Source organism: Micromonospora sp. NBC_01796 (assembly GCF_035917455.1).
Classification (GTDB): domain Bacteria; phylum Actinomycetota; class Actinomycetes; order Mycobacteriales; family Micromonosporaceae; genus Micromonospora_G.
The window spans coordinates 4,382,010-4,403,105 of sequence record NZ_CP109078.1 but is presented as its reverse complement, the minus strand read 5'-3'; the positions used below and the strand labels follow the sequence as shown (position 1 = coordinate 4,403,105).

The following is a 21,096-nucleotide window of genomic DNA, read 5'->3' as shown; positions in this document are numbered from 1 at the left end:
ATGTCATAGCTTAAGAGGGTGACGAACCCCACCCTCAAGCGTCCCGAAGGCAACCGCTTCCTTCCCCTCCTGCGGGCCGGACTGATCGCGGGGGTCATCCTCGCGGCGGCGGCCTACCCACTCGCCGCCATCGGCGGCCTCGGCGCCAAGGCAACCGCCGACCTGGTCCGTGACCGGCCGCGCGACCTGCGCCACACCTCACCCGCGCAGACCACCTACGTGTACGGCGCCGACGGCAAGACGTTGCTCACCACGTTCTACGAGGAGCATCGCAAGTACACCCCGATCGGGGAGATGTCGCCGTACATCCAGCAGGCGATCGTCGCCTCCGAGGACTCCCGGTTCTACAAGCACAACGGCGTCGACGCCAAGGGCGTGGCCCGCGCGTTCGTCGCCAACCAACAGGCCGGCGGGGTCTCCCAGGGCGCCTCGACGCTGACCATGCAGTACGTCCGGATGGCACTGCGGGACAGTGCGCAGACGCCACTGGAGGTGCAGGAGGCGACCGAGCAGACCAGCATCCGCAAACTTCGCGAGATGCGGATCGCCCTCGACCTGGAGAAGGAGATGACCAAGTCGGAGATCCTGGAGCGGTACCTCAACTCCGCCTACTTCGGCCACCGCGCGTACGGCATCTACGCCGCCTCGGAGATCTTCTTCTCCAAGACACCCAGGGATCTCAGCCCGGTCGAGGCGGCCACCCTCGCCGGCCTGGTCAAGGCCCCCTCCGAGTACGACCCGGCGGTCAACGACCAGAAGGCCGCCACCGACCGGCGCAACTACGTCATCGACCGGATGCGGACCATGGGCTACATCTCGCCGGACGCGGCGGCGGCGATGGCGGCCGAACCGATCAAACTCAAGCTCAGTACGCCACCGAACGACTGCGTCTCGGTGCCGAAGGAGTACAACAGCTGGGGCTTCTTCTGCGACTACCTGAAATCGTGGTGGTCGGTCCAGCCCGGCTTCGGCAGCAACTCGCTCGAACGGTTGGACAAGCTCCGCCGGGGCGGCTACAAGATCATTACCAGTATCGACCCGAGGGTCCAGGAGATCGCCGAGAAGAACGTACTGGCGAAGGAGGGCGAGAGCAGCCCGTTCGCGCACGGTCTGGTCGCGGTCGAGCCCGGCACCGGGCGGGTCAAGGCGATGGCGATCAACCGGATCTACTCCCTGGACTCCACCGAGAACGGGCCGCACTCCGACCCGGAGAAACGGTCCCGGATGAAGGGCAACTACCCGAACACGGTCAACCCGCTGCTCGGCGGCGGAGACCTCCCCGGTTACCAGGCCGGATCGACGTTCAAGATGTTCGTCATGCTCGCCGCGCTGGACGCCGGGATGCCGCTGTCGACCGCGTACGACTCACCGTTCAAGATCACCTCGATCTATCCGGGCGGTGGTACGACCAGCAGTTGCGGCGGGTTGTGGTGCCCGTCCAACGCCAGTGCCGCGATGACCGGCCGGCAGACCATGTGGTCCGGCTTCGGCAAGTCGGTGAACACCTACTTCGTCCAGTTGGAGCAGGCGGTCGGCGCGGACAAGGCGGTCGCTCTCGCCGAACGGCTCGGCCTCCAGTGGCGTACGGACGTCGACCGGCGGCAGGCGTCCCCGGAGAAACGCAAGGAGTGGGGTGCGTTCGTACTGGGCGTGTCGGACGTGACACCGCTGGAGATGGCCAACGCGTACGCGGCTATCGCCGCCGACGGGCGGTTCTGTGAGGCGATCCCGGTCACCTCGATCACCAATCCGAACGGCACCCCGGCGATGATCACCACCCGGAGCGGTGCCCAGATCGAGGCCGCCAAGCCCCGCTGCCACCAGGAGGTGAGCGCGGACGCGGCCCGGGCCGCCACCGACGCGGCCCGCTGCCCGACCGGTGACACCCCGGCCCGTGGCTCGTGCGGAGGCTGGTCCACCGCCGACAGCGTCAAGGGCACCGTCGGTCGCCCGGTCGCCGGCAAGACCGGTACCACGGACAGCACCCGGTCGGCCTGGTTCGTCGGCTACACCCCGGAGTACTCGATGGCGAGCTTCCTCGCCGACCCGGACAACCCGTTCAACGCCGTCGGTGACGCGCAGTCCAACAAACCGGTCAGCACGGTCTCCGACACCCTGAAGGAAGCGCTCAAGGACCAACCGGTCCGCCAGTTCGCCCCACCGTCGCTCAACATCACCCGCTAACGGAGGTCGGCCGCCACGAACGACCACGATTCGAGATCCACCCGGCCGCCCTGGGCGTACCCGGCGTTGCGGAGCAGGCCCTCGTAGCTGAAACCGGCCTTCTCCGCGACCCGGCGGGAGGCGACGTTCCCGGGCGCCACCCGCAGCTCGATCCGCTGGAAACCGTGCTCCAGGATCAACGCGATGGCCAGGGCGAGGACCGACTCGGCGGCCAGCCCGAAGCCGCGCGCCTGCGGTGCGACCGCGTAGCAGACCTCGGTCACCTTGCCGGACCAGTCGGTGCGTTTGGTCCAGAGCGCCCCGACCAACTGGTCGTCCTCGCGCCGGACCACCCCGTAGTGGTCGCCGTTGCCGCTGTCCCGCCGCTCCTTGGCCATCTCCGTGCACCAGGCCCTGGCGTTGATCGGGCCGGACGACTCCGGCAACGGCAACCAGCGCTGGGTCAGCTTGTCGGCGAAGATCTCCGCGACCGCCGCGATGTCGTACGCCAGCAGCGGCCGTACGTGGGCTCTCGGGGTGGAGACGGTCAGGGTCGGGAACCGGCGGACCGCCACCTCGCCGGTCATGCCGACTTCCCACCGGTCGGGCCGCCCTGCTGGTCCGACCCGTTCGGCGACTCCGCCGTGGCCACCGGGCCGCCCGGTCGGGGCACCAGCCCCAACCGTGGCCCGGCGACCGGTTCCGCACCCGCTCGGGGCGCCACCGGACCGGCGACGGGTTCCGCACCGGGCCGGGGAGCCAACGGCCCGGTCACCGGTCCGATCCGTGCTCCGGCGACCGGTTCCGCACCGGCGCGGGGCGCCACCGGACCGACCGCCGCCACCGCCCGGACCAGCCGGGCCGCGATCTCCGGCGTACCGGCCCAGTGCAGGATGAGCTGCGAGGCGTGCACCTGACGCCAGACGAAACCCTCGGGCGTACCGCCGCCCCAGGTCCAGGCCGGGGTCTGCCCGGCACGCGGGGTGAGGACCCCCCGATGTTGCTTGTAACCGATCAGGCGGGCGCCGAGCGGGGCTACCACGCTGGCCGCACGGGCGGTCGCCTCCCGGTACCCGACCACTATCCGGTCGGTGCTCTCCCCGGTCGCGTCCAGCACCCCGCACATCGGCCGCCCGTCGAACTCGCGGGACAACCAGAGCACACCCGCCCCCTCGGCGAGCACCGGCCGGCCGGACCGGGCCAGGTCGGCCACCGCGGCGCCGAGCCGCCGGTTGCCGGACAGCTCCTCCGCGTACGACTCGGGCAGCGCGCCACCGACGACCAGCGCGTCGGTTCCCTCGGGCAGTTCCTCGTCCACCAGCGGGTCGACCGGGACCACCTCGGCCCCGGCGGCGGCGAGCAGCTCGGCGGTCTCCGGGTAGGAGTAGGAGAGCGAGCTGGCGCCGGCCAGGGCGATCACCGGACGCCGCCCGCCGTTGGCGCCGTGCGGCGCACCGCTGGGTTGGGCGAGCGCCGCCGCCGCCGACCACGGCTCGACCGCGAGCCGTGGGGCCGAACTGGCCAGCGACAGCAGCCGGTCGAGGTCCACGGTGCCGCTGATCGCCTCACCCAGCCGACGCACCCCCCGGTACGCGTCCACCCCCTGCTGGAGCACCGGCACCACGCCGTGCTCGCGGGACGGCAGGACGGCGGGCAGTTGGTGGCGGCGCAGCGCGCCGAAGACCGGTACGCCGATGTCGTCGAGGGCGTCCCGGAGCAACTGTTCGTGCCGGTCCGAGGCGACCCGGTTGAGGATCACCCCGCCGAGCCACAGCATCTCGTCGTACGCCCGGAAGCCGTGCACCAGCGCGGCCACCGACTGGCCCATCGCCGCGACGTCGACGACCAGCACGACCGGGGCCCGCAGCTCGGTCGCCACGGCGGCGGTCGAGTCGGTTTCGGAACGCCCGGCGAGGCTGTCGAACAGGCCCATGGTCCCCTCGACCACCGCCACGTCCGCGCCCGCGCAACCGTGGGCGAAGATCGGCGCGACCCGGTGCGGACCGACCAGCCGTGGGTCGAGACTGCGCCCCGGTCGCCGGGCGGCGAATCCCAGGTACGCGGCGTCGATCTGGTCCGGGCCGACCTTGAACCCGGCGGCGGCCATCCCCCGGGCGGCGTACGCGGCGAGCAGGCCGACGGCGATCGCGGTCTTACCGTGTCCGGAAGAGGGCGCACTCACCAGTACGCGCGGCACGGCGGTCATGGTCGGCTCCTCGGGGGCGAACGGGGTACCGGGGTCGGACTGGCGGGGCACGGCTACCGGGGCGGCGGGTTCCTGACCCGGACCGTGAGCAACCGTGACGGGGCGGGCCAACCCGGCAACCGGATCGCCGGGCGTGACGATACCGGGCGTCGGAGACACCCGCCGGCCGCCGATCCGGGCACCAGCGTAGTGGCTGCCGTCACACGGGTAACCTCATGTCGTGTACCGCTTCCTGCTCACCCCGCGCTGGCTGGGCATCCTCGCCCTGACGCTGGCCGCCGCCGCGGTGATGGTGCTGCTCGGTAACTGGCAGTTGAGCCGCTACCGGGAGCGGTCCGCGATCAACGAACGGATCGACGCCGCCGACCGGATCGCGCCGGTCCCGCTGGCCGGGGTGCTGCCCCCGGCGGGTGGTACGGCCGGTACGGCGGGCAACGCGCCGGCCAAGGAGATGGCCTGGACCAGGGTCACCGTCACCGGGCGCTACGACACCACCAACACCATCGTCGTACGGGGCCGGACGGTGGACAGCAAGGTCGGCTTCGAGGTGGTCACCCCGCTGCTGCTCGACGACGGCACCGCCGTGCTGGTCGACCACGGGTGGGTGCCGCCACCGAACGGCTCCGCCACCGAACAGCCCCGGATCCCGGCGATCCCCACCGGACAGGTGACCGTGGTCGGCCGGGTGCACATGTCGGAGAGCAAGCCGGGTGCGGTCGACCGCCGTGACGGCAAGCTGGAGACCCGTCGGGTGGCCGTACCCCGGTTGGCGCGGGAGCTGCCGTACCCGCTCTTCGGGGCGTACCTGCTGGTCGGCGAGCAGACCCCGGCGGCGGACCCGACGTTCGCGGCGGTGCCGATCCAGCACGAGAACAACTGGCAGAACGCCGGCTACGTGATCCAGTGGTGGCTGTTCGCCCTGATGACCCTCTACGGGTTCGGCTGGCTGGCCCGCCGCGAAGCCCTCGGCGACACCCTGCCGAAGACCCGCGACGGGACCCCGCGCAACCGGGACCGGGCCGCCGACCCGACACCCGCCTAGCTGGGCTGCTCCCGGATCATCCGCTGACCCGGCCGGCGTGGACCGCCCGGACCATGTCGATGGTGTCCGCCTCGGCGGCGCTCTTGTCATCGCGGTAGCGGATCACCCGGGCGAACCGCAGCGCCATCCCGCCCGGATACCGGGAGCTGGTCTGCACCCCGTCGAAGGCGATCTCGACCACCTGCTCGGGCCGGACCCGGACCACCCAGTCGCCCCGCTCGACCGCCAGTTCGAGGAAACGTTCGGTCTGCCACCGCAGCAACTCGTCGGTGAGCCCCTTGAAGGTCTTGCCGAGCATCACGAAGCCGCCGTTGTCCGGGTCGCGGGCGCCGAGGTGCAGGTTCGACAGCCAGCCCTGACGCCGGCCGCTGCCCCACTCCACCGCGAGCACCACCAGGTCGAGCGTGTGCCGGGGCTTGACCTTGATCCAGCCCGCGCCGCGCCGACCGGCCTCGTACGGCGCGTCCGGCGACTTCACCACCACGCCCTCCTGCCCGGCGTCGAGCGCGGCGGCGAACGCGTCGGCGGCGGCCAGCACACTCTCGACGGTCATCCGGCCGACGAGCTGCGGTGCGGCGACCGTGTCGGCCAGCGCCGCCCACCGCTGCCGGCCGGGCGCGTCGAGCAGGTCCGTGCCGTCGAGGTGCAGCAGGTCGAAGAAGTACGGCGTGAGCACGGTCGAGCCGGTGCTTCCGGCGGCTGCGCGTACGGCCGGGGCTGCCTGCTCCGGGCGGGCCGGCACGGGGAGCTGGGCCGGTGTGGGTGGATCGGTCGGTGCGGGTGGTGCGGCCGGGGCGGCGCCGAACGAGCGGACCGGTTCGGTCGCCGACTGCTCGGCGGCCACCTCGGCGGAGAGCCCGGCGGTCGCGCTGCGGCGGGCCCCACGGGTGGCGGCCCGACTGGCGGTCTCCTGGAAGGGCCGGGGTCGGCCGGTGGCGTCCAGCGCGATCGCCTCGCCGTCGAGCACGAGTTCGCGGGCGGGCAGTGCGCGTACGGCCGCCACCACCTCGGGCACCCTGGCGGTGATGTCGTCGAGGCTGCGGGTGAACACGGCGATCTCACCGCCGGAGCGGTGCACCTGGATCCGGATGCCGTCGAGTTTGACGTCGACCACGGCCGGCGTACCGGTCGCCTCGATCGCCTCGCCTACCGAGGGGGCGCTGGAGGCGAGCATCGGGGCGAGCGGCCGACCGACTCGCAGGCTGATCTCGCCGAGCGCGGCGGAGCCGCCGGTCAGGGCCGCCGCCGCGACCGCCTTCAGGTCGCCGGCCAGCAACAACGCCCGGCGTACGGCCGGGAGCGGGACCTGTGCGGCGCGGGCGATCGCGTCGGCCAGCAGGCCCGCCTGGGCGCCCTGGCGCAGCTCACCGCCGAACAGACCGACCAGGAGTCGTTGCTCGTCGACGGTGGCGGCGCCGAAGAGCCGGCCGACCAGTTCGCGGCGGCGGGCCTGGGAACCGGGACCGGCGACGGCGGAGATGGCGTCGATGGCCGCGTCGACGTCGGCCACGGTCAGCGACGGGTGTTCCGCCGGTGGCGGCAGGTCGCGCAGGGCCGCGTAACCGACCCCGGTCTGCCGCTGGCGCAGCTCACCGGCCAGGTACGCGGCGCCGGCCGGGATCTCGTCCGGGGCGAGGCCCCGCAGGGCGGCGGCCAGTAGCTCGACCTTGGCCCGTCGGGCGGAGGTCGCTGTCACGGCGGCGGAGGTGGCCGCCAGGTCGAGGAACCGCACGTCCCCAATCCTGGCAGCCCCCTGCGACAAACCATAGGCAAAGCTAAACGGAGATCGGCTCCTCGATCCGCATGCCCCGGGCCCGTATCTCGTCGGCGACCCGGGAAAGTACGGCGTCGAGCGCGCAGAGAACGCTGGAAAGTTCGCCGAGCTGGTCCTTCAGCACTTCCTCGGACCACGCGGAGACGTTGACGTCCCCCAGAGCACTGACAGCGGCGTCGAGCCGCACAATGGCCTCGTTCGTACTCATGTTCGAAACCATACTGCACGACTCGGGACGTACGCCGGAACTTCGCCCATTTTCTCCGGCATGGCGAGGGCCCGTGATCGACGATCACGGGCCCGGCGTTCCGGTGCTGGTCAGGCGGTGGCGGCGGCCGCCTCGGCAACCTTCGCCAGGAGCAGCGTCTCGGCCAGGCAGACCCGGGCGAACTCGCCGAGGTGCAGGCTCTCGTTCGGCCCGTGCGCCCGCGCGTGCGGGTCCTCCACCCCGGTCACCAGGATCGCCGCCTGCGGGAACATCTCCTGGAAGGTGGCGATGAACGGGATCGAACCACCGACACCGATGTCGACCGGCTGGACCCCGTCCCAGGCCGACTCGAAGGCGCCCCGCGCCGCGTCGAAGTACGGCCCGGTCGCGTCGATCACGCACGGCTCGCCGTCGTGCTCGAAGGTGACCACGGCCGTGGTGCCCCACGGGGCGTGCTTCTCCAGGTGCGCCCGCAGTGCCGCGTACGCCTGCTTGGGGTCGTCGCCCGGCGCCAGCCGTACGCTCAGCTTGGCCTTCGCGGCCGGGACCAGGGCGTTGGGCGCACCGACGGTCGGCGGCGCGTCGATGGCCAGGACGGCCAGCGCCGGCTTGGTCCAGATCCGGTCGGTGAGCCGACCGGTGCCGATGAAGGAGACACCGTCGGACAGGCCGGACTCGCCCCGCAGCCGGTCCTCCGGGTAGTCGACGGTCGCGCCGACCCGGCTGACCAGACCGTCCACCGCCACGTCGCCGGCGTCGTCGTGCAGGGTGGCGAGCAGCCGGGCCAGCGCGGTCAGCGCGTCCGGAACCGCACCGCCGAACATGCCGCTGTGTACGGCGTGGTCGAGCGTACGGATCTCGACGAAGCAGTTCACGATCCCGCGCAACGAGGTGGTCAGCGCCGGTACGCCGATGTCCCAGTTGCCGGAGTCGGCGATCACGATCACGTCGGAGGCGATCTCGTCGCGGTGTTCCCGCAGGAGTTGCTCCAGGGAGTCGGAGCCGAACTCCTCCTCGCCCTCGATGAACAGCACCACACCCACCGGCAGGTCGTCACCGAACGCGCGCAGCGCGGCGACGTGGGCCATGATGCCGGCCTTGTCGTCGGCCGCGCCCCGGCCGTAGAGCCGCCCGTCGCGCTCCACGGGCTCGAACGGGTCGCTCTCCCAGAGGCTCAGGTCGCCGACGGGTTGGACGTCGTGGTGGGCGTAGAGCAGCACGGTGGGTGCACCGGGCGGCGCGGCCCGCCGACCGATGACCGCCGGCTGCCCGCCGGAACGCACGATTTTTACGTCGAGGGAGCAGGCCCGCAGGAGTTCGGCGACGGCCTCGGCGGAACGTTCCACGTGTGCGTGGTCGAAGCCGTCGAACGCGATGCCGGGGATCCGGACGAGGCGCTCGAGGTCGGCCCGGACGCCCGGCAGCTCCCGCTCGATCGCGGCCCGCAACCCGGCCTCGGTGAAGATCGGTCTGGTCATGACCGGAATCGTAGGCCGACCTTACGCCCCGGTGCTCCCCGAGCCCGCAGAACCGTTCCCGGTCCCCCCGGTGGCATCGGTCCCCGTGCCCCGGCGTGGGCGTCCGGCGGCGCGGGCGGCGGCCTCGCCGGCCGCACCCATCCAGGAGCGGGCCCGCCCGGCACCGCCGCCCACCCAGTCACCCAGGTCGGTAGCACCGTCGCCGAGCCGGCGCAAGAGCCCGACCAGCGGATCCTGGCTGCGCCCGAACGCCTCCCGGTAGGAGTCGGCCGCCGCGCGGACCTCGTCGGTCACCGAGGCGCTCTGGTCGTCCGCCCGGCGGGGGTAGTCACCGGCGAGGACCCGGCCGTACGCGCCGGAGTCGATCCACTGCCGAAGCTGGGCCGCCCGCGCGACCGGCACCGGGTGGGTGCTCCACGCGGTCATCCTGATCTTGTGAAAGCTGTCCCGGAGGTCGCCGCCGCCGTCGTACTCGGCGGCCTGTTCGAGGAAGGCGGTGGTGTCGACCTGCGACAGGTCCCCGCCCCCGGCCATCTTCATCAGCAGCCGCAGCGCGGCGGCCGGATCCTGGCCGGCGAGCAGACCCGCACGGTCGCCGGAGAGTTCGGCCTTGCGCCACCACTCCAGCATCGCCGCGATGATCGCGCGCAGGGCGATCGCACCGACCGGCAGCCAGCTCAGGCTGGCCGCCCAGCGGGTGAGGATCGACAGGATGGTCTTGTAGACCGCGTGCCCGCTGCCGACATGGCCGAGTTCGTGGCCGAGCAGGCAGCGCAACTCGTCGTCGTCGAGCTGCTGGACACAGGCGGAGCTGACGGTAATGAACGGGCGGTCCAGCCCGATCGCCTCGGCGTTCAGCCACGGCGACTGGGTCACGTACAGCTCGGGGAGTTCGAGTACGTCGAGCGCGCTCGCCGCCTCGGCGTACCGCTGGTAGACCCGTGGGTACTGGCGGTGGTCGACCCGGATGCCGGTGGCCAGGTGGGACAGGCGGAAACCGCGTTCGTTCCACATCCCGAAGAACGACCGGATCACCTCGTCGAACCCGCGCAGCTCCCGCAGGGCGGTGAGCGCACCCCGGTCGGCGGGATGCTCCCAGGCCCGTGAGCTGATCCCGGTCAGCACCACCCGGGTACGGGCCGGGGCGCCCGCCGCGCCGTCGTCGGCTGAAGTCATCGTGGGCTCCCCGTCCGCAGTCCCTCGTCCTACCCTGCGATCGTGCCGCAGCGGCCCGTTGCCGTCCATGGGCCGGACATGCCAGTCAGGCCAATCGAACGTAGTGGATTTCCGGGTCGTACGCCGTCCCGCCGGTCACCTGCACCGGGCTGCCGGAGCCGGTGGGCGCCGCCCGGTCGGGTGCGCCGTCGACCACCAGATCGGCGCGTTCGGCGGTGGCGTCCGCGCGGAAGTGCCGGCGCTCGCCCTGCCGCCACCGGATCAGGTACGGCAGCAGCTCCGCCCCGTCCCGTTCCACCGCCCGGTCCAGCCGCAGCCGTGGCGACGCGGTCACGAACACCGCCAGGGTCAGCTCGGGCGCGATCCCGATCCGGCCGCTGCTCACCCCTTCCAGGATCACCACCGGCGCGGGTGGCACGGTGACCCGGCCCGGGGTGAACTCCCCGCGTACCCAGCTGTAGCGGTGGTAGTGACCGGGTCGGCCGGCCCGCAGCGGGTCGAGCACCCACTCGTCCAGCCTGGGCCAGAAGGTGAGCTGGTCGTCCCAGCCGGCCAGCAGGTCGTCGGTGTGCACCACCGGCACCTCTTCCGCCCCGGCACCGCCCAACCCCGCCGCGAGGCGACCGGCGAACAGGGTCTTCCCCGCGCCGCTGGGCCCGTCGACCGCCACCAACCGGGTACGCCCGAGCCGCGCCGGCCGCCCCATGACCAACCGGGCGAGTTCCGCGTACGTCTCCACCCGCCCACCCACCCCCGGCACGCTACTTCCTCCCTCCCCCCACCCACCGATCCCGCTGTTTCACTGAAAGAGTGGTTATCCAGCCGCGAATAACCACTCTTTCAGTGAAATAGCGCCCGAGCGGGGTGGGGGGTGCGGGGTCAGGCGGCGGCGGGGGCGCCGGGTGGGATGAAGGGGAGGTCGGCGGGTGGGCCGGTCTCGACCAGGCGCCAGAGCGCGTCCGTGTCGAGGTGTTCCTCGACCAGGTCACCGAGCAGGTCGAGCGTACGTTCCCGGGCGGCGGCGAAGGAGGTGTCCGGGGCGACCTCGAAGCCGTGCCGACCGGCCAACCGGGCAGCCTCGGTCAGGAACCGGCGGCGGAACCCGTCCGACTCGAACGCCCCGTGCCAGTGGGTGCCGAGCACCGCCCCGACGCTCGCCCCCTCCGCCCGCCCGTCGGCGTACGTGAGCAGCGGTGGCAGGTCGGCGTCGGCGCTGGAGACGTACCCGTGGTGGATCTCGTAGCCGTGCACGGGGAGCGACCCGTAGGCCGTGCCCACCGATCGGGTCACCGTCTTGCGCGGGTCGAAGGCGACCTCGATGGGGAGCAGGTCGAGCCCGTCGACCGTTCCCCGCCGGCTCTCCACCTCGTCGTGGATGGCTCGGGAGAGCATCTGGAACCCGCCGCAGATGCCCAGCAGTGGCCGCCCGGCACCGGCGTGTGCGAGCACCGCGTCGGCCAGGCCGGTACGCCGCAGCCAGGCCAGGTCGTCCACGGTCGACTTGGTACCGGGCAGCACCACCAGGTCGGCGGCGGCGACCTCGCTCGGCTCGACGGTGAGCCGGACCCGTACGCCGGGTTCGGTGGCGAGTGCCTCCAGGTCGGTGGCGTTGGAGATCCGGGGCAGCCGGACCACCGCCACGTCCAGCCATTCGGTGCCGCGCGGGGGCGCCGGCCGACCGAGGAGCCGGTCGTACGCGAGCGAGTCCTCGGCGTCGAGCCACAGGTCACGGTCCCAGGGCAGCACCCCGTACGTGGGTCGGCCGGTGACCCGGCCGAGCATGTCGATGCCGGGCTGGAGGAGTCCGAGGTCCCCCCGGAACTTGTTGATCACGAACCCGGCGACGAGTGCCTGGTCGGCCGGGTCGAGCAGGGCGACGGTACCGAACAGGGAGGCGAAGACCCCGCCCCGGTCGATGTCGGCGACCACGATCGTCGGAAGTGCGGCATGCCGGGCCAGGCCCATGTTGACGTAGTCGGTGTCCCGCAGGTTGATCTCGGCGGGGCTGCCGGCGCCCTCGCAGATCACCACGTCGTACTCGGCGCGCAACTCGGCCAGGGCGGCGAAGGCGGTCCGGGCCAGCCGGGGCCGCAGCGCCCGGAAGTTCGTCGCCGTGATCGAGGCGGTCCCGGCCCGATCGGTGGCGTCCCCGGCCGGCTCGCGCAGTGCCTCACCGAGCAGGACGACCTGGCTGGACAGGTCGCTGCCCGGCTTCAGCAGCACCGGGTTGAACCGCAGGTCGGGCGGGAGCCCGCAGGCGGCGGCCTGCATGGCCTGGGCCCGGCCGATCTCCCCGCCCCGGCCGTCCGGCCCGACCACCACCGCCGAGTTGTTGGACATGTTCTGCGCCTTGAACGGGGCGACGTTGACCCCCCGGCGACGCAGCCACCGGCAGATACCCGCCGTCAGCACGCTCTTGCCGGCGTCCGAGGTGGTGCCGGCAACGAGCAGCCCGCCGCTCATGCCCGCGCCCGCAGCGCCCGGCCGAGACCACGCAGCACGGCCCGTCGGGGTCGGGCGGTGATCGCGTACGCCACGGCGACGCCGAGCGCACCGAGCCCGACGCTGCCGGAGAGCTTGGTCGCCCGGCGGATGTGCCGCGCCTCCGGCCGTGGACCGTCTCCGAGGAAGGGGCGGACCTCGGAGCGCCCGAAGTAGACGTTACGCCCGCCCAGCCGTACCCCGAGTGCGCCGGCCATCGCGGACTCGCACTGCCCGGCGTTGGGGCTGGGGTGGTCGTTGCGGTCCCGGCGCCAGACCCGCCACGCCCGCGAGCGGTCACCCCGTACGGAGGGTGCGGCGGCGATGGTGAGCAGCGCGGTCAGCCGGGAGGGCACCAGGTTGAGCAGGTCGTCGAGGCGGGCGGCGGGGGTGCCGAAGCGCTCGTAGCGGGGCGAGCGGTGCCCGACCATCGCGTCCAGGGTGTTGACCGCCCGGTAGCCGACCAGTCCGGGCAGGCCGGCGACGGCGCCCCAGACCAGTGGCGCGACCACGGCGTCGGAGGTGTTCTCCGCGACCGACTCGACGGTGGCGCGGGCCAGTTCGGCTTCGTCCAGCGCGGACGGGTCCCGCCCGCAGAGGTGGTTGAGCCGCTCCCGGGCCGCCGGGAGGTCGCCCTTGCGCAGCCTCTTGCCCATCACCGTCGCCTCGTGCCGCAGGGTCTGCCCGCCGAGCACGGTCCAGGTGCCGGCCGCGACCAGGGCCGCGCGGGCCAATGGCCGGTGCCGGGTCGCGGTCGCGGCGGCCACCGCGACCAGCACCGGTACGCCCACCGCCAACGCCGTGTACGCCGTACCGGCCGACCGGTTCGGCTGGTAGAGCCGGCGCTCCAGGGCGGCGGCGGCCTGCCCGAACCCGGCGACCGGGTGCAGCCGGCGGGGGTCACCGAGCAGTGCGTCCAGGGCGTAACCGGCGGCGAGTCCGGCCGCGTTGGCGGTGCCACTGCCCAGCCACGACCCGCTCGCGCGGGTGCTGGCTCCGGGCGCGCTGTTTGCGTCCCGCCGTCCGGTCCGACGATCGATCGCCTTCGGTCGCACTCCGACCACCCCCCGGCCGGCAGCCTAGCCAGCCGATCCGTGCCGGACGCGACGGGGCGTCGAGCCGGGCGGACCGGGTGGACGTGACTGTTCGCGGGCGCAGGCGGCGGAGCGGTACCTCGGTGATGCTCCCGGCTGTGCACGGTAGGGACCACCGGAGGAACGGTCCGGCCCAGGACGCGGTGTCCTGGGCCGGAGTGGTGCCGCCGCTGTCGGTCCTGCCGATCAGACGATGTTGATGCCGCTGCACCACATGTAGGTCTGGTCCGCGTGCGACGCCTTCCAGATCACGAAGAGCACGTGGTTTCCCGTACGTCCGGAGACCGAGACGTTGAACGAGATGTTCTGCGCCGGCGCGTAGCGCCCGGTCGTCGTGATCAGGTCGAGGTTGCCCCACCCGAGGCGCTGGGTGGTCGGGTTGAACCCCTGCTTGGTGACGTAGGCCCGGAAGAAGTCAGCACCGTGGCTGGCCTGGTCGTACAACTGGACCGTGAAGCTGCGGCCGACCGTGGTCGTCCTCCATGCTCCGGGCTGGTTCAGGCTGTCGTTCCTGGAGAGGCCGTTGCTGCAGAGCTGTCCGTCCGGCGTACGGGCCTGGTACTGGCCGGCGAGGCCGTCCCGCAACGCGCTCATCCAGTTCCACATGGTGTCGGGGTTGGCCTGGAACGCCTGCCAGCACATGGGGTCCTGTTGCTGCATGGCCGGGTTCATGTGTTGACTGCCCCAGGTGTTCCAGCACTGGTAGGCGCGACTTGCCGGGTTGACGATCGTGCCGTGGGCCTGGGCTGCGCCGGTCCAAGGCAGCGTACCGACCACCATGGCGAGCAGCACGACGACCACCCGGAGGGACTGACGGACGGTTGACCGGGATCGTCCGCCGGATTGATCGGACTTGTGTGAACGCACTGTTCATCCTCCGTTCCTCGGTACCAGAGATCGATGGGAACGCTCCCAAACCAACTATTACATCTATGAACTTAAATATCAATGTCGATCTATTTATGGTCGGATATGGATCGAGGTGCCCGGAGTCGCCACCGGGCGCAGCCCCATGACCATCCACATCGGACACTCGGAACCGCCGGCAACCGGGGATCAACAGCCGACAGGGCCGCCCACCATGTCAGAGCCCGGCCGCGACGTCGTACCGGCGACGCAGGTCGGCCATTTCCGATTCGGCCAGCGCCTCCTTGAGCGCCAGTTCCGCGTACTTGTCCGGGAACATCTCCCGCAGCCGGTCGACGAACATGACGTCGGCGGTCGCCTCGACCACCCGGATGCCCGGAGGCTCGGTGGACATGTCCATGATCACCGGCCCGGCCAGTTTGACCGCCACATCCCAGGGGCGCTTGCGCTCGGCGACTCCGCAGAAGTGGAAGCCGTAGACCGTCTGCACGTCGGTCAGTGCGGTGACCTCGGCCGGCTCGTAGCCGTAGACGCGGATCCCGCAGATCACCGCCGGCTTGTCCTGCCCGGTGCCCACCTGCTGGGCACCGTGTCCGGCGTGGTTGTGCTGCCCCGGGTCCGCCTGTTCGAGCGTGGCACGCATCCGGGTCATGATCTGCCCTTGCAGATCCGCCGGCCCCACCTCCGGACCGGCCCGGTCGCGCAGTACGACCACACCGGCCGACACCGCCAGCAGGATCACCGCCACCCACACCAGGCGGTTTCGGTACCACCCCGCGAAACTCTCCCGGGAAATCATGATTGTCTCTCACCTCGTCGCCGGTTCCGCTGGCAGACCGCATCGGACGCCCCGGTCTGTCGGACGTCGAGCACGTCGGCCGTCGCGGAGACACCTACCGGGGAATACGTACGGCGGGCGAGGATGCCTGCCCGTCGTCGTAGTGGATGGCCCGGCGATGCGGCACGCGAGCGTCTGCCAAAGCGGCGCGCTGCCGGCACTGCGATGCTCCCGTGCTGGCCGTTTCCAGCACGGTTGCCCCCGTGCTGCGGCGATATGAGCCATTCCAACACGCGGGGATCCATCCCGGCAACATCGACGAGCATCGAAGTGCTTCAGGCGGCGACGCCCCTCGCGGAACACCTGCGCCCTGCCGTCGGGGCACCTCAGGGCAGGGGACTCGCTGGACCCAGGTGGCTGCGTTCGCCCTCGTGGTCGAGGATGCAGAGGATCTCGGCCGGCCCGCCGTGGGCGCCGAACGCGTGCGGGACCATCGTGGAGAACTCGGCCGCCTCGTTCACCCCGACCATGATCGTTCGCTCACCGAGACGCAGCACGATCGTGCCGGACAGCACGGTGAACCAGTCACGTCCCGGATGCACCCGCAGGTCTTCCGGCACCTCACGGGTGACCCGCAGCTTGGCGACGGTCTGGTTGCTGTCCCGGGACAGCAACCAGGTGGTGATCCCGCGCTCCTCGTTGCAGTACGGGCGGATCACCACGTCGTCGTCGGCGTCCGACTCGACCAGTTGATCAAGCGTGACGCCCAGCGCACGAGCGATCGCCGCCATCTGGTCCAGGGCGATCCGCCGGTGGCCGGTCTCGATCCGGCTGAGCGTGGACGGGCTGAGCAGGCAGCGGGTGGCCAGTTCGTCCAGCGACCAGCCTCGGGCCACCCGCAGACCGCGGATCCGCTGCCGAACCAGGGCCTCCAGGTCCTTGTCTTGCTTCATACGCAAGAGCCTATGCCAACAGCGCAAAGTCCGGCTACCGTCGACGCATGGCTCACGATCACCTCATCGAGATGCTGGACCTGGACGCCGAGGTCCTGCACGAATACCACCGCAACCTGATCGGCTGGGTCGGCCGCGAGGCCCCCGACCGCCCCCGGGTCGTGGACGTCGGGGCCGGCAGCGGCACCGGTTCCCTCGCCCTCGCCCGGGAACTGCCCGGATCCGAGATCATCGCGGTTGACCTGTCCCCGGAGATGCTGGCCCACCTGCGCAGCCGGGCCGACGCCGCCGGGCTGGGCGAGCGGATCCGTACCGTCGAGGCCGACCTCGACCAGCCCTGGCCCGATCTCGGACCGACCGACGTGATCTGGGCCGCCGCCTCGATGCACCACATGGCCGACCCCGGGCGTGCGCTCGCCTCGGCGTACGGTGCGCTCCGGCCGGGCGGGCTGTTGGTGGTCGCCGAGCTGGACTCGTTCCCGCACTTCCTTGCCGGCACCCCGGACGAGGATGTGGAGGAGCGCGGTCACGCCGAGGCGGCGAAACGTCGGCACGAGGCGGGCCTGCACATGCACGAGAACTGGGGCGACCGGATCACCCAGGCCGGATTCGAGGCGGTGACCGAGCGACACTTCGACATCGACCTCCGGCCGCCGCTGCCCGCAGCCGCCACCCGGTACGCCGAGGTCTCCCTGGTTCGGATGCGCCACGGGTTGGCGGAGCGGCTGTCGCCGTCCGATCTCGCCACCCTGGACAAGGTTGTCGCGGGCCTGGGCGGCCGTGACGATCTCAGCGTACGGACCGAACGGACGGTCTGGCTGGCCCGCCGCTAGGCCCTGGTCAGCGTCGCCAGAACAGCAGGTGGGTCACTCCGCTGGGACTCGGCACCGAATCGAGGTGGAAGCGGTCGAGCAGGTCGGTGTGGCTGTCCCACAGCCGCTCGCCTCGACCGAAGTCGACGGGCGCGACGGCGATGTGCATCGTGTCGACCAGGTCGGCCTCGATGAACTCCCGAACGGTGGCGACTCCACCACCGAGGCGCACGTCCCGCCCAGCGGCGGCCTCCTTCGCCCGGGCCAGCGCCTCGGCCGGGCTCGCATCGAGGAAATGAAAGGTGGTGTCGGCCAGGCTGAACGACGGGCGTACGTGATGGGTGAGCACGAAGACCGGCGTGTGGAACGGCGGGTTGTCCCCCCACCATCCCTGCCACTCGTGGTTCTCCCAGGGGCCACGCTGGGCGCCGAACTTGTTGCGGCCCATGATCTCCGCGCCGATGTTGTGGTCGTAGTCGCGGGTCATGTAGTCATCCAGGCCGCGGGTGCCGCCGGGTTCGGTGCGGTACACGAAGCTGGCGGTGGCCGTCCGCCAGGAGAACAGGGGGGTGGGGTCCGCGTGCCCGAAGGGCCGCCCCAAGCTCTGCCCCTCACCGGTACCGAACCCGTCACGCGACACGCAGAAGCTCTGCACCCTCAACAACTGCGGCACGCATCCTCCTTGGTAGTGACGACCGACCGCTGATTGCAACTTACAACCGGTACCGTAACGCTTCGCAAGCAGCAGAGCGCGTCCGGCCGCGGTATCGCCGAGGTGGGGCGGCGGGCACCCGTCCGGCACCCGCACACCCCACCACCGACACGCTGCCCCGATCACCCCGATCAGGCCGGTGCCGGCACTCGATCAGGCCGGTACGGGCACCCGGGCACGCCCACGCCGCGCACGACCGTTCCCCGACCGGTCGTCGGCCCCCGGTCCCGGTGCCGGTTCGCCGCCGAGGAGGTCGTCGCCGGGGAATCCGCCCCCGGTCGGTCCGGCGCTCCGGTCGTCGTCGTGCGATTCACCGGCTTGCGCCTCCTCCGTCGGTGAACCGGCGGGCTCGTCGGCGGGCGGGAGGCCCGGCAGCTCGTCGCGCAGCGTCAGGAACCGCTGGGTCGTACCGTCCTCGGCGGCGTCCCCGGCATCGGCCGGATAACCCGGCCCGGTGCCGTACCCGTTCCCGGTCGTGTAGTCGGGGTCGGGCTCGTAGCCGGTGCCGGTCCCGAAGCCGGGGCCGTAACCGGGGGCCGGGGAGACCGGGACGGGTGCGTAGCCGGGCTCGTCGTCCAGCGGGCGGCCGTCGGGCCGGGCCGGTGCCTGGGCGTTCGGCACCGGTTCGGTCTCCTCGCCCTGCACCCGCTGGTCGGCTTCGGCGTCCTCGATCGAACTGGTGGTCGTGGTCGGGCGGTTACGGGCGAACCGGCCCCGTCCCCGGGACAGGTCGTGACCGACGGCGACCGCCTCCATCTCGTACATGGTGCGGTGGTTGCCGGCGTCGTCGACCCAGTCCCGGGTGTACATCCGCCCCACCACGATGACCGGGTCGCCGGTCATCACCGAGGAGGCCACGCCCTCGGCCAGCTTGCGCCAGCAGTTCACCCTGACCCGCAGGCTGTTGCCGTCGACCCAGCGTCCGCTCTCCCGGTCGAGCCGGCGCGCGGTCGAGGCGACCTTGAAGTTGGTCACCAACGTGCCGCTCTGGTTGGTACGCCGCCACTCCGGGGCGGTGAGCACATTGCCCACGATAGTTACATAGGTGTCGAACATTCTCTCTCCGTAGCAATCACGATGAATCAGATGAATGGCTTCGAGTCGACTCGCGGTCGAGCCTGGCGGCCGGGCCGCCGTGGCGCCACCGTCCGTACGCGACCTGTGGACAACTCGGCGACCGGTGGATAAAGCCCTGATCAAGCGCGGATGTGCTATGTCGGGATAACGTCAAGCCCGTGGAACCGGATGTGCTCGGCGCAGCGTACGAGAGCCAGACGATCGATCTCGGGCACGACGACGAGGGCGCGGTACAGGCCACGCTCGTCCGCCGCCGCGCCGAGCGGCCCACCGGTCGCGCGGTCCTCTACCTGCACGGATTCGCGGACTACTTCTTCCAGGCGCACCTGGCCGACTTCTTCGTCGAACGCGGTTGGGACTTCTACGCACTCGATCTGCGCAAGTACGGCCGCAGCCTGCTCCCGCACCAGACGCCCAACTTCTGCCGCGACCTGACCGAGTACTTCCCCGAACTCGACGCCGCCGCCGACATCATCCGGGAGCAGGACGGCAACCACACCCTCCTGGTCAACGGACACTCGACCGGCGGCCTGCTCGCGGCCCTCTGGACACACGCGAGACGCGACACCCCGCTGATCGACGGGTTGTTCCTCAACAGCCCGTTCTTCGACCTCAACGCGCCATGGCTGGCCCGCAGACCGCTCGCCGCCGCAGTCGCCCAGCTGGCCCGGCGGATGCCGTACCTGGTCATCCCGCTCGCTCTGTCCCCGGTGTACGGCCAGAGCCTGCACACCGAGCACCGTGGCGAGTGGACCTACGACCTGGCCTGGAAGCCGCTCGGCGGTTTCCCGGTCCGGGCCGGCTGGCTGGCGGCGATCCGTCGCGCCCAGCGGCAGGTGCAGAGCGGGCTCGCCATCTCCGTACCGGTGCTCCTCGCCTCCTCGACGCGGAGCTACCGGGGTGCGACCTGGCACGAGTCGGCGACGCTCGCGGACACCGTGCTCAACGTGGCGGACATGGCCCGGTGGGCGCCGATGCTGGGGCGGCACGTGACCCTGGTCCGGTTCGACGGCGGCCTGCACGACCTGACCCTGTCCGGCCCGGCCGTACGCGAGCAGGTCTTCACCGAGCTGGATCGGTGGGTCGGCGCCTTCCTCGACCGAACTCGCCCGGCTGCGGAGAGTCCGACCAGCGCACCACCGGCCCGGACTCCGTAGCCGGCTCCTCATCGGGCTCCGGCTGCTCCACCCGGTCCGGCGTCCGGTACGGCGCAGGCTCCTGCTCCTCCACCGCCGGCTGGTACGGCGGCCGGCCGGGCTCCCGGTACCCCGTCGGCCCCGGCGCCTGGTAACCCCGCCGATCCTGCCCGTCATACCCCCGCCGGTCCGCCGCCTGGGGCAACTCCTCGTAGACCCGCCGGTCCGGCACCTGGGGCCGGTCCTCGAAGACCCGCCGGTCCACGGGCTGGTCGCGTTCGTCGGGTGAGCGCAGAGCCGGCTGCTCGCCGGTCCGCCACGAACCCGGGCGGTCGCCACCCCGTCGGGGCACCGGTCGGTCCACCGGCGGCCGGGAGATCGGCCGCGTCACCGGCTGCTCCGCCGGCGGCTGCGGAACGGGCTGCTCCGGGCCCCGGCGCAGTCCCGGCCGTTCCGCCGGTGAAGCGGACACCGGGCGTTCCGATGGTGACTGGTACGGCGGCGGCCAGGTCGGCTGCTGGCCCACCCGACGGGCCGGGCCGGCTGCGGGTGCGGCCGGGTGGAACGGGAGCCACATCCCCTGCCGCCAGACCAGCAGGTCACGGCTGAGCGGATGCGGGTCACCGGCGAAGAAGACCCGGTCCACCGCCCGGCGGGCCTTCTCCCGGCCCGGTCGGGACTGGGAGCCGGTGACGATCACCACGTCCCGGGCCGGTACACCGATCACCAGTTCACCGGGTACGGACTGCTGGAGGTCGTTCCAGAACTCGTCGACCAGCATCACGCTGGATTCCAGGCCGTCGAAGGAGAGCAGCAGCGCGGGCGGCTGGCCGGAGATCCGCAACCGGTTCATCGCCAGGTCGAGGTTCTGCATCGCCGTACGCCGAAGGGCCCGCCGGCCGACCCCGCTCCGCTCCAGGTCCGCCCAGGTCACCAGGCGCTCACCGTACGGTGGGCCGAACGAGTAGGCGATGCCGATGTCGTCGGAGAACTCGTCGAGCAGCGTGTCTCCGCCGAGCTGCTCGTCGGCGGTCGACACAAGCAGCGGCAAAAACTGGGTGCTCGTCACCTGCACCCGTGAAAACCTAGTATGTGCTGGCCGGGCCGGCGACCCCCCGTCCAGCCGGACACTCGTCCGG

19 protein-coding genes are annotated in these 21,096 nt (G+C 71.8%); 4 read left to right on the top strand and 15 right to left on the bottom strand.

Annotation, left to right across the window (positions count from 1 at the left end; genetic code table 11):
• Positions 1 to 18: 18 nt before the first annotated feature.
• The gene (locus OIE47_RS20300; RefSeq protein ID WP_326556127.1) at positions 19 to 2,184 is read left to right on the top strand and encodes a transglycosylase domain-containing protein; all 2,166 of its coding nucleotides are present in this window, start codon (positions 19 to 21) and stop codon (positions 2,182 to 2,184) included.
• Here OIE47_RS20300 and OIE47_RS20295 read toward each other — a convergent pair.
• Together OIE47_RS20295 and OIE47_RS20290 are read right to left on the bottom strand one after the other, a co-directional pair.
• A complete protein-coding gene (locus OIE47_RS20295) occupies positions 2,181 to 2,750 on the bottom strand; it encodes a GNAT family N-acetyltransferase (RefSeq protein ID WP_326556126.1) in 570 nt (189 codons plus the stop codon). The genes OIE47_RS20300 and OIE47_RS20295 overlap by 4 nt on opposite strands.
• A complete protein-coding gene (locus tag OIE47_RS20290) occupies positions 2,747 to 4,369 on the bottom strand; it encodes a cobyrinate a,c-diamide synthase (protein ID WP_326556125.1) in 1,623 nt (540 codons plus the stop codon). The genes OIE47_RS20295 and OIE47_RS20290 overlap by 4 nt, the downstream gene beginning before the upstream one ends.
• Positions 4,370 to 4,589: 220 nt before the next feature.
• On the opposite strand from OIE47_RS20290, the gene OIE47_RS20285 reads away from it, so the two are divergent.
• Positions 4,590 to 5,411 (top strand): SURF1 family cytochrome oxidase biogenesis protein, encoded by an 822-nt coding sequence (locus OIE47_RS20285; RefSeq protein ID WP_326556124.1) that lies wholly within the window; start codon positions 4,590 to 4,592, stop codon positions 5,409 to 5,411.
• Between the two features lie 16 nt (positions 5,412 to 5,427).
• On the opposite strand, the gene OIE47_RS20280 is transcribed toward OIE47_RS20285, so the two are convergent.
• The 10 genes from OIE47_RS20280 to OIE47_RS20235 all read right to left on the bottom strand — a co-directional run bounded on the left by OIE47_RS20280 (position 5,428) and on the right by OIE47_RS20235 (position 16,220).
• Complete coding sequence (locus tag OIE47_RS20280) at positions 5,428 to 7,143, bottom strand: ATP-dependent DNA ligase (protein WP_326556123.1); 1,716 nt, start codon at positions 7,141 to 7,143, stop codon at positions 5,428 to 5,430.
• Positions 7,144 to 7,186: 43 nt separating this feature from the next.
• Positions 7,187 to 7,393 carry a hypothetical protein gene (locus OIE47_RS20275; RefSeq protein WP_326556122.1) on the bottom strand — a complete coding sequence of 69 codons (207 nt, stop codon included), beginning with the start codon at positions 7,391 to 7,393 and terminating at the stop codon, positions 7,187 to 7,189.
• Positions 7,394 to 7,503: 110 nt separating this feature from the next.
• Complete coding sequence (locus OIE47_RS20270) at positions 7,504 to 8,871, bottom strand: dipeptidase (protein ID WP_326556121.1); 1,368 nt, start codon at positions 8,869 to 8,871, stop codon at positions 7,504 to 7,506.
• Positions 8,872 to 8,892: 21 nt separating this feature from the next.
• Complete coding sequence (locus OIE47_RS20265) at positions 8,893 to 10,047, bottom strand: M48 family metallopeptidase (RefSeq protein ID WP_326556120.1); 1,155 nt, start codon at positions 10,045 to 10,047, stop codon at positions 8,893 to 8,895.
• An 85-nt stretch (positions 10,048 to 10,132) separates the two neighbouring features.
• Positions 10,133 to 10,753 (bottom strand): uridine kinase family protein, encoded by a 621-nt coding sequence (locus tag OIE47_RS20260; RefSeq protein ID WP_326563172.1) that lies wholly within the window; start codon positions 10,751 to 10,753, stop codon positions 10,133 to 10,135.
• 173 nt (positions 10,754 to 10,926) lie between these two features.
• Complete coding sequence (locus OIE47_RS20255) at positions 10,927 to 12,510, bottom strand: cobyric acid synthase (protein ID WP_326556119.1); 1,584 nt, start codon at positions 12,508 to 12,510, stop codon at positions 10,927 to 10,929.
• Positions 12,507 to 13,496, bottom strand: coding sequence for a cobalamin biosynthesis protein (locus tag OIE47_RS20250; RefSeq protein WP_326563171.1), 990 nt, complete (start codon positions 13,494 to 13,496; stop codon positions 12,507 to 12,509). The genes OIE47_RS20255 and OIE47_RS20250 overlap by 4 nt, the downstream gene beginning before the upstream one ends.
• Before the next feature lie 312 nt (positions 13,497 to 13,808).
• Positions 13,809 to 14,414, bottom strand: coding sequence for a lytic polysaccharide monooxygenase auxiliary activity family 9 protein (locus OIE47_RS20245; protein WP_326556118.1), 606 nt, complete (start codon positions 14,412 to 14,414; stop codon positions 13,809 to 13,811).
• 292 nt (positions 14,415 to 14,706) lie between these two features.
• Positions 14,707 to 15,288: a hypothetical protein gene (locus OIE47_RS20240; RefSeq protein ID WP_326556117.1), complete on the bottom strand. Its 582-nt coding sequence runs from the start codon at positions 15,286 to 15,288 to the stop codon at positions 14,707 to 14,709.
• A gap of 365 nt (positions 15,289 to 15,653) precedes the next feature.
• Positions 15,654 to 16,220, bottom strand: coding sequence for a helix-turn-helix transcriptional regulator (locus OIE47_RS20235; RefSeq protein WP_326556116.1), 567 nt, complete (start codon positions 16,218 to 16,220; stop codon positions 15,654 to 15,656).
• 47 nt (positions 16,221 to 16,267) lie between these two features.
• Here OIE47_RS20235 and OIE47_RS20230 point away from each other — a divergent pair, with 47 nt between their 5' ends.
• Positions 16,268 to 17,053 carry a class I SAM-dependent methyltransferase gene (locus OIE47_RS20230; RefSeq protein WP_326556115.1) on the top strand — a complete coding sequence of 262 codons (786 nt, stop codon included), beginning with the start codon at positions 16,268 to 16,270 and terminating at the stop codon, positions 17,051 to 17,053.
• A gap of 7 nt (positions 17,054 to 17,060) precedes the next feature.
• Here OIE47_RS20230 and OIE47_RS20225 read toward each other — a convergent pair whose 3' ends face one another.
• Complete coding sequence (locus OIE47_RS20225) at positions 17,061 to 17,705, bottom strand: dihydrofolate reductase family protein (RefSeq protein WP_326556114.1); 645 nt, start codon at positions 17,703 to 17,705, stop codon at positions 17,061 to 17,063.
• A 192-nt stretch (positions 17,706 to 17,897) separates the two neighbouring features.
• A complete protein-coding gene (ssb, locus tag OIE47_RS20220; RefSeq protein WP_326556113.1) occupies positions 17,898 to 18,800 on the bottom strand; it encodes a single-stranded DNA-binding protein in 903 nt (300 codons plus the stop codon).
• 179 nt (positions 18,801 to 18,979) lie between these two features.
• On the opposite strand from ssb, the gene OIE47_RS20215 reads away from it, so the two are divergent.
• On the top strand, positions 18,980 to 19,978 hold the full coding sequence (locus OIE47_RS20215; RefSeq protein WP_326556112.1) for an alpha/beta hydrolase: 999 nt from the start codon (positions 18,980 to 18,982) through the stop codon (positions 19,976 to 19,978).
• On the opposite strand, the gene OIE47_RS20210 is transcribed toward OIE47_RS20215, so the two are convergent.
• Entirely contained in the window at positions 19,884 to 21,032 is a 1,149-nt protein-coding gene (locus OIE47_RS20210) for a DUF1444 family protein (RefSeq protein ID WP_326556111.1), read from the bottom strand. The genes OIE47_RS20215 and OIE47_RS20210 overlap by 95 nt on opposite strands.
• Positions 21,033 to 21,096 lie beyond the last annotated feature (64 nt).

What these genes read in the sequence shown, in the direction of transcription:
- OIE47_RS20295 (WP_326556126.1), bottom strand. Translation starts at nt 2,750, where the DNA reads ATGACCGGCGAGGTGGCGGTCCGCCGGTTCCCGACCCTGACCGTCTCC.
- OIE47_RS20290 (WP_326556125.1), bottom strand. Translation starts at nt 4,369, where the DNA reads ATGACCGCCGTGCCGCGCGTACTGGTGAGTGCGCCCTCTTCCGGACAC.
- OIE47_RS20275 (WP_326556122.1), bottom strand. Translation starts at nt 7,393, where the DNA reads ATGAGTACGAACGAGGCCATTGTGCGGCTCGACGCCGCTGTCAGTGCT.
- OIE47_RS20270 (WP_326556121.1), bottom strand. Translation starts at nt 8,871, where the DNA reads ATGACCAGACCGATCTTCACCGAGGCCGGGTTGCGGGCCGCGATCGAG.
- OIE47_RS20265 (WP_326556120.1), bottom strand. Translation starts at nt 10,047, where the DNA reads ATGACTTCAGCCGACGACGGCGCGGCGGGCGCCCCGGCCCGTACCCGG.
- OIE47_RS20260 (WP_326563172.1), bottom strand. Translation starts at nt 10,753, where the DNA reads ATGGGGCGGCCGGCGCGGCTCGGGCGTACCCGGTTGGTGGCGGTCGAC.
- OIE47_RS20255 (WP_326556119.1), bottom strand. Translation starts at nt 12,510, where the DNA reads ATGAGCGGCGGGCTGCTCGTTGCCGGCACCACCTCGGACGCCGGCAAG.
- OIE47_RS20240 (WP_326556117.1), bottom strand. Translation starts at nt 15,288, where the DNA reads ATGATTTCCCGGGAGAGTTTCGCGGGGTGGTACCGAAACCGCCTGGTG.
- OIE47_RS20235 (WP_326556116.1), bottom strand. Translation starts at nt 16,220, where the DNA reads ATGAAGCAAGACAAGGACCTGGAGGCCCTGGTTCGGCAGCGGATCCGC.
- OIE47_RS20230 (WP_326556115.1), top strand. Translation starts at nt 16,268, where the DNA reads ATGGCTCACGATCACCTCATCGAGATGCTGGACCTGGACGCCGAGGTC.
- ssb (WP_326556113.1), bottom strand. Translation starts at nt 18,800, where the DNA reads ATGTTCGACACCTATGTAACTATCGTGGGCAATGTGCTCACCGCCCCG.